The organism is Pseudomonas sp. FG47, assembly GCF_057809115.1.
This window is the reverse complement of record NZ_JBMDJI010000065.1, coordinates 1-13,404: the sequence shown is the minus strand read 5'-3', so window position 1 is coordinate 13,404 and position 13,404 is coordinate 1. Positions and strand designations below refer to the sequence as shown.

The 13,404-nt window shown below is 65.8% G+C and carries 11 protein-coding genes; all 11 read left to right on the top strand.

The window, feature by feature from the left end; translation table 11 throughout:
• The first annotated feature begins 221 nt into the window (after positions 1-221).
• Entirely contained in the window at positions 222-1,229 is a 1,008-nt protein-coding gene (locus tag ACODS5_RS24175) for an aspartate-semialdehyde dehydrogenase (RefSeq protein ID WP_134693291.1), read from the top strand.
• A 71-nt stretch (positions 1,230-1,300) separates the two neighbouring features.
• Positions 1,301-3,985, top strand: coding sequence for a motility hub landmark protein FimV (locus tag ACODS5_RS24170; protein WP_489109842.1), 2,685 nt, complete (start codon positions 1,301-1,303; stop codon positions 3,983-3,985).
• A gap of 146 nt (positions 3,986-4,131) precedes the next feature.
• Positions 4,132-4,986, top strand: coding sequence for a tRNA pseudouridine(38-40) synthase TruA (gene truA, locus ACODS5_RS24165; protein WP_134693289.1), 855 nt, complete (start codon positions 4,132-4,134; stop codon positions 4,984-4,986).
• Positions 4,987-5,046: 60 nt separating this feature from the next.
• Complete coding sequence (locus tag ACODS5_RS24160; protein ID WP_489109841.1) at positions 5,047-5,667, top strand: phosphoribosylanthranilate isomerase; 621 nt, start codon at positions 5,047-5,049, stop codon at positions 5,665-5,667.
• Between the two features lie 218 nt (positions 5,668-5,885).
• Positions 5,886-6,779, top strand: coding sequence for an acetyl-CoA carboxylase, carboxyltransferase subunit beta (gene accD / locus ACODS5_RS24155; protein WP_134693287.1), 894 nt, complete (start codon positions 5,886-5,888; stop codon positions 6,777-6,779).
• A complete protein-coding gene (gene folC, locus ACODS5_RS24150) occupies positions 6,779-8,086 on the top strand; it encodes a bifunctional tetrahydrofolate synthase/dihydrofolate synthase (protein WP_489109840.1) in 1,308 nt (435 codons plus the stop codon). The genes accD and folC overlap by 1 nt, the downstream gene beginning before the upstream one ends.
• Positions 8,070-8,702, top strand: a complete 633-nt coding sequence (locus ACODS5_RS24145; RefSeq protein WP_134693285.1) for an SPOR domain-containing protein — start codon at positions 8,070-8,072, stop codon at positions 8,700-8,702. Before folC ends, ACODS5_RS24145 begins: the two co-directional genes overlap by 17 nt.
• Before the next feature lie 311 nt (positions 8,703-9,013).
• Positions 9,014-9,568: a CvpA family protein gene (locus ACODS5_RS24140; protein WP_134693284.1), complete on the top strand. Its 555-nt coding sequence runs from the start codon at positions 9,014-9,016 to the stop codon at positions 9,566-9,568.
• Between the two features lie 42 nt (positions 9,569-9,610).
• Positions 9,611-11,116: an amidophosphoribosyltransferase gene (gene purF / locus ACODS5_RS24135; protein ID WP_134693283.1), complete on the top strand. Its 1,506-nt coding sequence runs from the start codon at positions 9,611-9,613 to the stop codon at positions 11,114-11,116.
• Between the two features lie 15 nt (positions 11,117-11,131).
• The gene (locus tag ACODS5_RS24130) at positions 11,132-12,343 is read left to right on the top strand and encodes an O-succinylhomoserine sulfhydrylase (RefSeq protein ID WP_489109839.1); all 1,212 of its coding nucleotides are present in this window, start codon (positions 11,132-11,134) and stop codon (positions 12,341-12,343) included.
• Positions 12,340-13,113, top strand: coding sequence for an SDR family oxidoreductase (locus ACODS5_RS24125; RefSeq protein WP_134693281.1), 774 nt, complete (start codon positions 12,340-12,342; stop codon positions 13,111-13,113). The genes ACODS5_RS24130 and ACODS5_RS24125 overlap by 4 nt, the downstream gene beginning before the upstream one ends.
• Positions 13,114-13,404: the final 291 nt, after the last annotated feature.

Genomic DNA, 13,404 nt, shown 5'->3' with positions numbered 1-13,404 from the left:
AACGGAGCCGAACGGTTTTGCCCACTTTTGCCAAGACAAAAGTGGGCCGCCGTAAAGGCGGAAGGGTGACTGTAAGTCGACATCGCGAATGAATGCGCATACAAAAGCCAAAACAATCGCCCTGAACCTGAACCTGAACCTGAACCCAAACCTATCTCCCACCCCACAATCCAAGTAAAGTGCCGCTCCCCCGCCGTACCCCCGCAGAAGGAACCGATCCCATGACCAGCCCCGCCCTAGACATAGCCGTAGTCGGCGCCACCGGCACTGTCGGTGAATCCCTCGTGCAGATCCTCGAGGAACTGGCCTTCCCGGTAGCCACATTGCACCTGCTGGCCAGCATGGAATCGGCAGGCAGCAGCGTGATGTTCGCCGGTAAGAAGCTGAAGGTCCGCGAGGTGGACAGCTTCGACTTCGCCCAGGTGAAATTGGTGTTCTTCGCCGCCAGCCCCGCCGTCAGCCGCAGCTTCGCGCCCAAGGCCAGCGCCGCCGGCTGCGCGGTGATCGACCTGTCCGGCGCGTTGGACGGTGCCACCGCGCTGGTCCCGGAAGCCAATGGCGAGCGCATCGCCGAACTGCCGCAGCCCGCGCGGATCACTAGCCCGAGCGCCGGCGCGGTGGCCCTGGCGGTGGCCCTGGCACCGCTCAAGGGCCTGCTGGATATCGAGCGTGTGCAGGTCAATGCCTGCCTGGCCGTTTCAGAACTGGGCCGCGAAGCGGTCAGCGAACTCGCCCGGCAGACCGCCGAACTGCTCAACGCCCGCCCCCTGGAGCCGCGCTTCTTCGATCGCCAGGTCGCCTTCAACCTGCTGCCCCAGGTCGGTACGCCCGACGAACAGGGCCACACGGCCGTAGAGCGCCGGCTGGTCGGCGAACTGCGCCAATTGCTCGACCTGCCGCAACTGAAGATTTCCGTAAGCTGCATTCAAGTCCCGGTGTTTTTCGGCGATAGCTTCAGTGTGGCGGTGCAGAGCCGTCGCCCGGTCGAGCTGGCAGCCGTCAACGCCGCGTTGGAGGCTGCCGACAGCATCGAGCTGGTCGAGCCCGGCGATTATCCGACGCCAGTGGGTGACGCGGTGGGCCAGGACGTGGTCTATGTTGGACGTGTACGCCATGGTGTCGATGAAGACCAGCAGCTCAATCTCTGGCTGACCACCGACAATGTGCGCAAGGGCGCGGCGCTCAACGCCGTGCAGACCGCGCAATTGTTGATAAAACACATGGCGTAAAAGATACTGCGAGCTATTTTGTCCTGCACCGCAACAGGGTTTTTGGGACGGTTCTTACAAGGGAAGAGTTCATGCTTCGAATTCGCAAACTGGTTCTGGCCATCGCGGCCGCCTCGGCGCTGTCGTCCGGCGTGGCGAACGCTCTGGGGTTGGGGGAGCTGACCCTGAAGTCGGCGCAGAACCAGCCGCTGGATGCCGAGATCGAACTGCTCGACGTGCGCGACCTCACCGCGGCGCAGATGGCCCCGAGCCTGGCGCCGCCCGAAGAGTTCGCCAAGGCCGGGGTAGCCTTCCCGCCTTACCTCGAAGACCTCACCTTCACCCCGGTGATCAACCCCAACGGGCGTAGCGTGCTGCGGGTCACCTCCAGCAAGGCGTTGCCGGAACCGGTGGTCAAGTTCCTGGTCCAGGTCATGTGGCCCCAGGGCCGCCTGCTGCGCGACTACAGCGTGCTGCTCGACCAGGCCAAGGCCCAGGGCAGCGAGGCCGCCCAGGCCAATGTCACTCCGCCAGTGAGCGCCGGCAGCTACACCACCAAGCGCCGTGACACCCTCTGGCAGATCGCCGCGCGCAACAGCAATGGCGGTTCGATCCAGCAGACCATGCTGGCGATCCAGGCGCTGAACCCGGATGCCTTCATCGGTAACAACATCAACCAGCTCAAGACCGGGCAGGTATTGCGCCTGCCTGATCAACAGCAGGTGCGGAGCATTCCCCAGGCCGAAGCCAACCGTGAGGTGGCCGAGCAATACGCCGCCTGGCGCGAGGGCCGTCGCCTTGGCCCGCGAGCCCGGCAACTGGATGCCACCCGCCGTGGCGAGGCCGGCGCCGCGCCAGCGCGCATCGCCCAGGGTGACAACCTGCGCCTGGTGGCGCCCGGCGGCAAGGCGGCAGCGGGGGAGGCCAAGGCGCTCAGCGACAAGCTCGCCGTGGCCCAGGAAAGCCTCGACACCAGCCGTCGCGACAACGACGAGCTGAAAAGCCGCATGACCGACCTGCAGAGTCAGCTGGACAAGCTGCAGCGTCTGATCGAACTGAAGAACGACCAGCTGGCGCGCCTCGAAGCCCAAGGCGCGGCGCCTGCGCCAACGGCGCCCGCGGCGCTGCCGGGCGAACCTGCTCCGGCGCAGCCGGCGGTCAACGCCCAGCTGACGCCGACCGAGCCGGTGGTCAGTCCGGCGCCGGCCGCCGCCGACACCGCGCCACAGGATGCCGCGGCCGAGGTGCCGGCCGCTGAAACGCCGAGCGTGCTCGACGAACTGCTGGGCAACCCGCTGCTGCTAGGGCTGATCGCCGGTTCCGCGTTCCTGGTCCTGCTACTGTTGCTGTTGCTCCTGGCGCGCAAGCGCAAGGCCCAGCAGGAGGCCGAGAAGCACCTGCGCATGGCGCGGGCGCTGGCCGAGGAGGGTGAGCGTAGCCCCGACCTGGACCTGCCGCCGAGCAGCTTCGAAGGCCTGGACGTGTCGGCGCCGAGCGTGACCTTGGCGCCGGCCGTGGTCGCCGCTTCGGCAGCCGCCGCAGCAGCAGCCGAGAAGCCAGCGGCGCCAGCGCCTGCCGAAGTGGCTGTGCCAGCGGTTGATCCGCGCGCGGCGCTGCTTGCCGAGGTGGACGAAAGCCTGGCCCGCGGCCGCCTCAACCACGCCGCCGATCTGCTCGAGGCCGCCGTGGCCTCCGACCCGCAGCGCAGCGACCTGCGCCTGAAACTGATGGAAGTCTACGCCCGCCAAGGCGACCAGGACGCCTTCGCCGGGCAGGAGCGCAAGCTGCAGGACAACGAGCAGAATCAGGCCGAGGTCGCCTCGCTCAAGGAGCGCTTCCCGGCCATGCTCGGGGTCGCCGCCGTTGCCGCTGGCGCCGCGGCCTTGGCGGCGGAGATGGACGAGCAGTACGTCCAGGAACTGCTGCAGGAGCAGGAGCCGGCCGTCGTTGAAGCCGAACCTGAAGCCGTGGCGCCGGCCGAGCCTGAGCCGGTTGTCGCGCCCGAGCCTGAAGTCGCCCTGGCGCCAGCCATCGAAGAGGCCGACCTGGACAGCGCCTTCGACCTGAGCCTGGATGACGACCTGCCGGTGGATGACCTGTCGGTGGCGGATGCGCTCGACCTGTCGGGCCTGGAGGACATCGCCCCGGCCACGGCGCCGGTGGCGCAAGAGCCGGCGCCGGCGCCGGTCGCCCCGGCTACCGACGCCGACGACGATTTCGAGGCGCTGCTCGCCCAGGCCCAGGCCCAGGCCCAGGCCACGCCGCAGAATGTCGACGACCTGGCCGATTTCGACCTGAATGTCGACGAGCCGCAGGCACCGGCCAGCGCCGATGAAGCCCCGGTTGACGTGGCCGCGGAACTGGCGGCATTCGAGTCGATGCCCGAGTTCGACCCGATTTCCGAGTTGGAGCTGCCCGACGACTTCGATTTGTCGCTGTCGCTGGAGGACGATTCGCCAGCGGCGAAGAACTTCGCCTCCGAACTGGACGACGTCAACGCTGAGCTGGACAAGCTGTCGCAGAACCTCGAGGCGCCCGCGCCGGCTGAGCCGACCTTCACCGCCGCAGACGCAGCGCTAGAGCCCGAGCCGTTGGACGACCTGGACTTCGACTTCTTCTCCGGCAGCGATGAAGTGGCCACCAAGCTCGACCTGGCTCGCGCCTATATCGACATGGGCGACCACCAGGGCGCCCGCGATATCCTCGACGAGGTGGTCAAGGACGGTGACGACAGCCAGCGCCAGGAAGCCAACGAGATGCTCTCCCGACTGGTCTGAGATCGACGTTGAAGCTCGCGGGGCAAGCCCGCCCCCACAGCTCATCGAAGAGCTTGTGGGGGCGGCTTGCCCCGCGATCGTTTCGGCCCTGGCGCGGTTTGTCGTTATACTGCGTGCCTTTGGTTACATCATCAGGTTGCCCGCCCTTGGACATCATCGACACCGCCGCCGCCGAATCGGCGGCCGAAGGCTACACTCGCATCGCCCTGGGCGTGGAATACAAAGGTTCGCGCTATCGCGGCTGGCAGCGCCAGGCCAGTGGCGTGCCCAGCGTCCAGCAGGCGCTGGAGCAGGCGCTGTCGAAGGTCGCCGACGAGCCGATCAGCGTGATCTGCGCTGGGCGCACCGACGCTGGCGTGCACGGCTGCGGGCAGATCGTGCATTTCGATACCCGTGCCGTGCGTGACCAGCGCGCCTGGACCCTGGGCACCAATTACAACCTGCCCCACGACATCAGCGTGGTCTGGGCCACGCCCATGCCGGCGCATTTCCATGCTCGCTTCAAGGCCTGCGCGCGGCGCTACCGCTATGTGATCTATAACGATCCGATCCGCCCGGCGCACCTGGCCGAGGAGGTGACCTGGAACCACCGGCCACTGGATGTCGAGCGCATGGCCATGGCGGCGCAGTACCTGTTGGGGACTCACGACTTCAGCGCCTTCCGCGCCAGCCAGTGCCAGGCCAAGTCGCCGATCAAGCATATCCACCACCTGCGCGTCTCCCGCCATGGCCAGATGATCGTGCTCGATGTGCGGGCCACGGCGTTCCTGCACCACATGGTGCGCAACATCGCCGGCGTGCTGATGACCATCGGTGCCGGCGAGCGTCCGGTGGAATGGGCCCGCGAAGTGCTCGAGGGGCGCAACCGCCGTGAGGGCGGGGTCACCGCGCACCCCTATGGCCTGTACCTGGTGCAGGTGGAGTACCCCGAGGAGTACGCCTTGCCGCAGCGTTACATCGGCCCACACTTTCTTACCGGCTACGAGGCGCTGGCGCACTGACGGGGCAAGGCGCATTTGCTACCATCGACGCTTTCACCGATCAACCAAGGTTCGCCGCCCATGAGCAACGTTCGCAGCAAGATCTGCGGGATTACCCGCATCGAGGATGCCCTGGCCGCGGTCGAGGCCGGCGCCGACGCCCTCGGTTTCGTCTTCTATGCGAAAAGCCCGCGGGCGGTGGACGTGCGCCAGGCGCGGGCGATCATCGACGCGCTGCCGCCGTTCGTGACCACCGTTGGTTTGTTCGTCAACGCATCGCGTTGCGAGCTTAACGAGATCCTCGAGGTGGTTTCCCTGGACCTGCTACAGTTCCACGGCGATGAGTCTCCGGCCGATTGCGAGGGCTACCACCGTCCTTGGATCAAGGCCCTGCGGGTGCGTCCCGGGGATGACCTGGAAACCGCCTGCCGACATTACGCCGGCGCCCGTGGCATCCTTCTGGATGCTTATGTGCCAGGTGTGCCGGGGGGGACCGGCGAAGCCTTCGACTGGTCACTGATTCCGCAGCGCCTGAGCAAGCCGATCATCCTTGCCGGTGGCCTGTCGGCGGACAACGTCGCCCAGGCCATTCGCCAGGTGCGCCCCTACGCGGTGGATGTCAGCGGCGGAGTGGAACAGGCCAAGGGCATCAAGGACGCGGCGAAGATCGAGGCCTTCATGCAGGCGGTGAAGCAGGCGTGAACGCGGATGTGACGGCTGGCCGCGCGCCATCGTCCATAACTTTCGCAGCCCCGTGCTGCCAGGCCGCGCCAGTGCGCGGGGCAGGCTGGGGAAAAATTGAAGGTGGGGCGGTGCATGGCGAGGCCATGGCCGGCCCATCGTCGCTTTACACAAGAATTTGAGCTCAAGGGCAGGGCAGGGCCGTCAGGGTCCCCCGGCCAATACTGGAGAAAGCAAGCATGAGCAACTGGTTGGTAGACAAACTGATCCCTTCGATCATGCGTTCCGAGGTGAAGAAGAGCTCGGTGCCGGAAGGGCTGTGGCACAAGTGTCCGTCCTGCGAGGCCGTGCTGTATCGTCCGGAGCTGGAAAAGACCCTCGACGTCTGCCCCAAGTGCAACCACCACATGCGCATCGGCGCACGTGCGCGTATCGACATCTTCCTCGATGCCGAAGGCCGCGCCGAACTGGGTGCCGACCTGGAACCAGTCGACCGTCTGAAGTTCCGCGACGGCAAGAAGTACAAGGATCGCCTGACCGCCGCGCAGAAGCAGACCGGCGAGAAAGACGCGCTGATCTCCATGAGCGGTACCCTGATGGGCATGCCGATCGTGGTCAGCGCCTTCGAGTTCTCCTTCATGGGCGGTTCCATGGGCGCCATCGTAGGTGAGCGCTTCGTGCGTGCGGCCAACTACGCGCTGGAGCACCGTTGCCCGATGGTCTGCTTCTCCGCCTCCGGTGGCGCGCGCATGCAGGAAGCACTGATCTCGCTGATGCAGATGGCCAAGACCTCCGCGGTGCTGGCGCGCCTGCGCGAAGAAGGCATCCCGTTCATCTCGGTGCTGACCGACCCGGTCTACGGCGGTGTGTCCGCCAGCCTGGCGATGCTCGGCGACGTGATCGTCGGCGAACCCAAGGCGCTGATCGGCTTCGCCGGCCCACGGGTGATCGAGCAGACCGTGCGCGAAAAACTGCCGGAAGGCTTCCAGCGCAGCGAGTTCCTGCTGGAACACGGCGCCATCGACCTGATCATCTCTCGTGAAGAGCTGCGTCCGCGCCTGGCTCGCCTGCTGGCGCAAATGACCGGCCAGGCCACGCCGGAAGCGGCCAAAGAGGTCGCCGCGGTCGCGTGATGAACCAGCGCACCTTGGGCGACTGGCTCGCCTACCTCGAACAACTGCACCCTTCGGCCATCGACATGGGCCTGGAGCGTTCGCGACAGGTGCTTGCGCGCCTGGGCCTGGGCACGCTGGCGCCCCGTGTGGTCACGGTGACCGGCACCAACGGCAAGGGTTCGACCTGTGCCTTCGTCGCCGCGTTGTTGCGTGCCCAGGGGCTCAAGGTCGGGGTCTACAGCTCGCCGCACCTGCTGCGCTACAACGAGCGGGTACTGCTCGATGGCGCCGAGGCCAGCGATGAGCAGCTGTGCCAGGCCTTCGCCGCCGTCGAGGCGGCGCGGGGCGAGATTTCGCTGACTTATTTCGAAATGGGCACCCTGGCGGCGTTCTGGCTGTTCAGGCAGGCGGCGCTGGATGCCGTGGTGCTCGAGGTCGGCCTGGGGGGCCGGCTGGATGCGGTCAACCTGGTGGATGCCGATATTTCGCTGGTCACCAGCATCGGCGTCGATCACACCGATTATCTGGGCGACACCCGTGAATCGGTGGCGTTCGAGAAGGCCGGGATCTTCCGCGCCGGCAAGCCGGCTCTGTGTGGCGACCTGGATCCGCCGCAACCCTTGCTGGACAAGGTGCGCGAGCTGGATTGCCCGTTGTTCCTGCGTGGACGTGATTTCGACCTGGATAGCAGCGTTGACCACTGGCATTGGCGTGGTCGCCAGCTCGACGGTTCGCCCGTTGAGCTGCGTGACATGCCGTTGCTCGACCTGCCCATGGAGAATGCCGCCTTGGCCTTGCAGGCCTTCCTGCTGATGGGGCTGGCGTGGGATGCCGGCAAGGTTTGTCAGGCTTTGCTGGATACCCGTATCACCGGCCGTCTCGATCGGCGTGAGCTGCTGCTCCAGGGCAGGCGTATGGAGTTGTTGCTGGATGTCGGCCATAACCCTCACGCCGCCGAGTACCTGGCCCGTCGCCTGGCTGCGCGCCCGGTGAGGGGGCGACGCCTGGCGGTCTTCGGCCTGTTGGCCGACAAGGACCTGGCCGGCGTGCTTGCGCCGCTGCGCGGTCAGGTCGCCGACTGGGCGGTGGCGCCGCTGGACACGCCGCGCAGCCGCCCGGCCGCGGAACTGGCGGATGCCTTGACGAACCTCGGGGCGCCGGTGAAGTCTTACGCCAGTGTTGCTGCTGCGCTCGAAGGGCAGTGCGCGCAGGCGACGGCGGATGACCAGATCCTGCTGTTCGGTTCGTTTTTCTGCGTCGGCGAGGCCTTGGCCTGGCTCGAGCGGCAGGTCCCAGAGGATGGAGTAGATGGCAGTGCTGGATAAAGGGATGAAACAGCGCATGGTCGGTGCGCTGGTGCTGGTGGCGCTGGCGGTGATCTTCCTGCCGATGCTGTTCACCCGCGAGGACGAGATGCGCCAGGTGCGCGTCGAGGCGCCGCAAGCGCCGGCCATGCCGAGCCTGCCGCAGGTGCAGGTGGAGCCGGTGGCGGTGCCCGAGCCACAGCCATTGCCCGAACCGGTGGTGGTCGAGGAATCCAGCGCGCCAGTGGCCACGCCCAGCCAGCCGATTGCCCCGTCGCCATCGGCGGCCAAGCCCCAGGTTCAGGCGCCAGCGCCTGCGCCCAAGACTGCGCCGGCCCCGGTGGCCAGCGCGCCAGCCGCCAAACCGACGGTGCCAGCGAAGATCGACGTCAACGGCTTGCCGGTGAGCTGGTCGATCCAGTTGGCCAGCCTGTCCAACCGCGCCGGTGCCGACACCTTGCAGAAAACCCTGCGCAGCCAGGGCTACAACGCTTACATCCGCTCGGCCGATGGCATGAACCGGGTGTTCGTCGGGCCCTTGATCGAGCGCGCCGAGGCTGAGCGGCTGCGTGACGTGATCAATCGCCAGCACAATCTGAAAGGTTTCGTGGTGCGGTTCCAGCCCGAGCGTGGCTGACGCCTATCGCGGGAAATGCACGTCCCCCCTGTAGGCGCGGCCTGTGTCGCGAAAGGCTGCAGGGTAGCCCCAGGATTTCAGTGCCAAAGCAGAAATTGCCGGGGCTGCTGCGCAGCCCTTTCGCGACACAAGGCCGCTCCTACAAGCGCGCGTAGGATTTTGCAGGCGTGGATTGCCCCGCGAGGGTTTTTCTAGTCGGTAAAACTGTCCCCAGAGTCAGCCTGCAGCCCTTCAAACTCCTGACATTCCGCTTACCTCAACCCCCCTTGCTCTGGTAAAATGCGCCGCCTCAAACGTCGGCAGGCAGCACCGTGGCATTTACCTGGGTTGATTGGGCGATCATCGCGATCGTCGCCATTTCATCACTGATCAGTCTCAAGCGCGGCTTCGTCAAGGAAGCCTTGTCCCTGCTCATCTGGATAGTCGCCGGCGCGGTGGCCTGGATGTTCGGCGGGTCGCTTTCACAGTACCTGGAAAGCTATATCCAGACCCCTTCCGCGCGGGTCATTGCCGGCTGCGCCATACTGTTCGTCGCCACCTTGCTGGTGGGGGCGATGCTCAACTTCCTTATCGGCGAGCTGATTCGCGTGACCGGGCTGTCCGGCACCGACCGCTTTCTCGGCATGGCCTTCGGCGCCGCGCGCGGGGCCCTGCTGGTGGTGGTGGCCGTCGGGCTGCTGAGCCTGGGGCCGGTACAGCAGGATCCGTGGTGGCAGGAATCACGCCTGATACCACAATTTCTATTGGTAGCCGACTGGTCGAAAAACCTCATACTGGGGTTCACCGGCCAGTGGATGTCCAGTGGGGTCAGCGCACCCGTTGACCTTCCGTTCAAGGAACAGCTGCTCGGACCTACCCGGCCCTGAGCGCTTTTCACTCAAGTTTCATCAAAGTAGGGGTTGCGTCGCATGTGTGGCATCGTCGGTATCGTCGGTAAGTCGAACGTCAATCAGGCGCTGTATGACGCGCTAACCGTGCTCCAGCACCGCGGCCAGGACGCTGCCGGTATCGTGACCAGCCACGACGGCCGGTTGTTCCTGCGCAAGGATAACGGCCTGGTGCGCGACGTCTTCCAGCAGCGCCACATGCAGCGCCTGGTGGGCAGCATCGGCATCGGCCATGTGCGTTACCCGACCGCCGGCAGCTCGACCTCGGCCGAGGCCCAGCCGTTCTACGTCAACTCGCCATACGGCATCACCCTGGCGCATAACGGCAACCTGACCAACGTCGAGCAGTTGGCCAAGGAGATCTACGAGTCCGACCTGCGCCATGTCAACACCAACTCTGACTCCGAAGTGCTGCTGAACGTGTTCGCCCATGAGCTGGCGGTACGGGGCAAGCTGCAGCCGACCGAGGAAGACGTGTTCGCTGCGGTTTCCCACGTGCACAGCCGCTGCGTCGGCGGCTACGCGGTGGTGGCGATGATCACCGGCTACGGCATCGTCGGCTTCCGCGACCCCAACGGTATCCGCCCGGTGGTGTTCGGCCAGCGTCACACCGACGAAGGCGTCGAGTACATGATCGCCTCGGAAAGCGTGGCCCTGGACGTGCTCGGCTTCACCCTGATCCGCGACCTGGCGCCGGGCGAGGCGGTCTACATCACCGAAGAAGGCCAGCTGTTCACCAAGCAGTGCGCGCAAAGCCCGAAACTGCAGCCGTGCATCTTCGAGCACGTCTACCTGGCCCGCCCGGACTCGATCATCGACGGCGTCTCGGTATACAAGGCGCGCCTGCGCATGGGCGAGAAGCTGGCCGAGAAGATCCAGCGCGAGCGCCCGGACCACGACATCGACGTGGTCATCCCGATCCCCGACACCAGCCGCACCGCCGCCCTTGAACTGGCCAACCACCTGGGCGTGAAGTTCCGCGAAGGCTTCGTCAAGAACCGCTACATCGGCCGGACCTTCATCATGCCCGGCCAGGCCGCGCGCAAGAAATCGGTACGCCAGAAGCTCAACGCCATCGAACTGGAGTTCCGTGGCAAGAACGTGATGCTGGTGGACGACTCGATCGTGCGCGGCACCACCTGCAAGCAGATCATCCAGATGGCTCGCGAAGCCGGCGCGAAGAACGTCTACTTCTGCTCCGCGGCCCCTGCGGTACGCTACCCCAACGTCTACGGCATCGACATGCCGAGTGCACACGAACTGATCGCCCACAACCGCACCACCGAACAGGTGGCCGAGTTGATCGGCGCCGACTGGCTGGTCTACCAGGACCTGCCGGACCTCATCGACTCGGTCGGTGGCGGCAAGATCAAGATCGAAAACTTCGATTGCGCGGTGTTCAACGGTGAGTACGTCACCGGCGATATCGACGAAGCCTACCTCGAGCGTATCGAGCAGGCTCGCAACGACCTGGCCAAGGTGAAGAACCAGGCCGTCAGCGCGATCATCGACCTGTACAACAACTGATTTGGGAGCGACGGCATGACCGATCAATGGGATGCCGGTCGACTGGACAGTGACCTCGAGGGTGTCGGCTTCGACACCCTGGCGGTGCGCGCCGGTCAGAACCGTACACCGGAGGCCGAGCACAGCGAAGCGCTGTTCCTGACCTCCAGCTATGTCTTCCGCACGGCCGCCGACGCCGCCGCGCGTTTTGCCGGCGAAACGCCGGGCAACGTCTACTCGCGCTATACCAACCCCACCGTGCGCGCCTTCGAAGAGCGCCTGGCAGCCATGGAAGGTGCCGAGCAGGCCGTGGCGACCTCCACCGGCATGGCGGCGATCCTCGCCGTGGTCATGTCGCTGTGCAGCGCCGGTGACCATGTGCTGGTGTCGCAGAGCGTGTTCGGCTCGACCATCAGCCTGTTCGAAAAATACTTCAAGCGCTTCGGCGTGCAGGTGGACTACGTGCCGCTGGTCGACCTGGGCGGTTGGGAAAAGGCCATCAAGGCCAATACCAAGCTGTTGATTGTCGAGTCGCCGTCCAATCCGCTGGCCGAGCTGGTGGATATCAGCGCCCTGGCCGAAATCGCCCATGCCCGTGGCGCGCTGCTGGTGGTGGACAACTGCTTCAGCACCCCGGCCTTGCAGCAACCGCTCAAGCTTGGTGCCGATATCGTGTTCCACTCGGCGACCAAATTCATCGACGGCCAGGGCCGTTGCATGGGGGGCGTGGTGGCCGGGCGCAGCGAACAGATGAAGGAAGTGGTGGGTTTCCTGCGTACCGCCGGCCCGACCCTCAGCCCGTTCAACGCCTGGGTCTTCACCAAGGGCCTGGAGACCCTCAAGCTGCGCATGCGCGCCCACTGCGAGAGCGCCCAGGCGCTGGCCGAGTGGCTCGAGCAGCAGGACGGTATCGATAAGGTCCACTACGCCGGCCTGCCGAGCCACCCGCAGCACGCACTGGCCAAGCGCCAGATGAGCGGTTTCGGCGCGGTGGTCAGCTTCGAGGTCAAGGGCGGCAAGGAAGGCGCCTGGCGTTTCATCGACGCCACCCGGGTGATTTCGATCACCACCAACCTGGGCGACAGCAAGACCACCATCGCCCATCCGGCGACCACCTCCCACGGCCGCCTGACGCCGCAGGAGCGTGAAGCGGCGGGTATCCGTGACAGCCTGGTGCGCGTGGCGGTCGGCCTCGAAGACGTGGCCGACCTGCAGGCGGACCTGGCGCGCGGCCTGGCGGCGCTGTGATCGACTGGAAGGGTGGCGAGCCGGACCATAACGGTCGGGTGGCCCTGGTGACCGGCGCCGCGCGCGGCATCGGCCTGGGCATCGCCGCCTGGCTGGTCTGCGAAGGCTGGCAGGTGGTCCTCAGCGACCTCGACCGCCAGCGTGGGCCCACGGTGGCCAAGGCGCTGGGTGACAATGCCTCGTTCATCAGCATGGACGTGGCCGACGAGGCGCAGGTCAGTGCCGGGGTGTCCGAAGTGCTGGGCCGCTTTGGCCGGTTGGATGCCCTGGTGTGCAACGCGGCGATCGCCAACCCGCACAACCAGACCCTCGAGAGTCTGTCGCTGGCACAGTGGAACCGTGTGCTGGCGGTCAACCTCAATGGCCCGATGTTGCTGGCCAAGCATTGTGCCCCTTACCTGCGTGCCCATGGCGGGGCGATCGTCAACCTGACGTCCACCCGCGCCCGGCAGTCGGAACCGGACACCGAGGCCTATGCGGCGAGCAAGGGTGGCCTGGTGGCCCTGACCCACGCCCTGGCCATGAGCCTGGGGCCGGAGATTCGCGTCAACGCTGTCAGTCCTGGCTGGATCGATACTCGTGATCCGTCGCAGCGTCGTGCCGAACCGCTGACCGAAGCCGATCATGCCCAGCATCCGGCGGGCAGGGTAGGGACGGTGGAGGATGTCGCGGCACTGGTGGCGTGGCTGCTGTCGCGCCAGGCGGGGTTCGTCACCGGCCAGGAGTTCGTCGTCGATGGCGGCATGACCCGCAAGATGATCTACGCCTGAACGGCAAGTTCCAAGCTTCAAGCTGCAAGAGGGGACCGTGACGTCCCCTTTGTCTTTATCTGGGTCGAGTACGGTAGTGAGGGCGGCGAGAGCTTTTTCTTGTCGCTTGCCGCTTCAAGCTTGCGGCTGTTTTTCCCCTTTTTGAAAAAAAACTTCAATGGGGGTATTGACTTAGCATCGGTACCTGCGTAAATTTCGCGGCCTCAGCGAAGCAAACGCAACAAGCAACATCGCGGGGGTGATTAGCTCAGCCGGGAGAGCATCTGCCTTACAAGCAGAGGGTCGGCGGTT

Excerpts from the sequence above, each read along its gene's own strand:
- ACODS5_RS24175 (WP_134693291.1), top strand. The coding sequence starts at position 222 with ATGACCAGCCCCGCCCTAGACATAGCCGTAGTCGGCGCCACCGGCACT.
- ACODS5_RS24170 (WP_489109842.1), top strand. The coding sequence starts at position 1,301 with ATGCTTCGAATTCGCAAACTGGTTCTGGCCATCGCGGCCGCCTCGGCG.
- ACODS5_RS24160 (WP_489109841.1), top strand. The coding sequence starts at position 5,047 with ATGAGCAACGTTCGCAGCAAGATCTGCGGGATTACCCGCATCGAGGAT.
- accD (WP_134693287.1), top strand. The coding sequence starts at position 5,886 with ATGAGCAACTGGTTGGTAGACAAACTGATCCCTTCGATCATGCGTTCC.
- folC (WP_489109840.1), top strand. The coding sequence starts at position 6,779 with ATGAACCAGCGCACCTTGGGCGACTGGCTCGCCTACCTCGAACAACTG.
- ACODS5_RS24145 (WP_134693285.1), top strand. The coding sequence starts at position 8,070 with ATGGCAGTGCTGGATAAAGGGATGAAACAGCGCATGGTCGGTGCGCTG.
- purF (WP_134693283.1), top strand. The coding sequence starts at position 9,611 with ATGTGTGGCATCGTCGGTATCGTCGGTAAGTCGAACGTCAATCAGGCG.
- ACODS5_RS24130 (WP_489109839.1), top strand. The coding sequence starts at position 11,132 with ATGACCGATCAATGGGATGCCGGTCGACTGGACAGTGACCTCGAGGGT.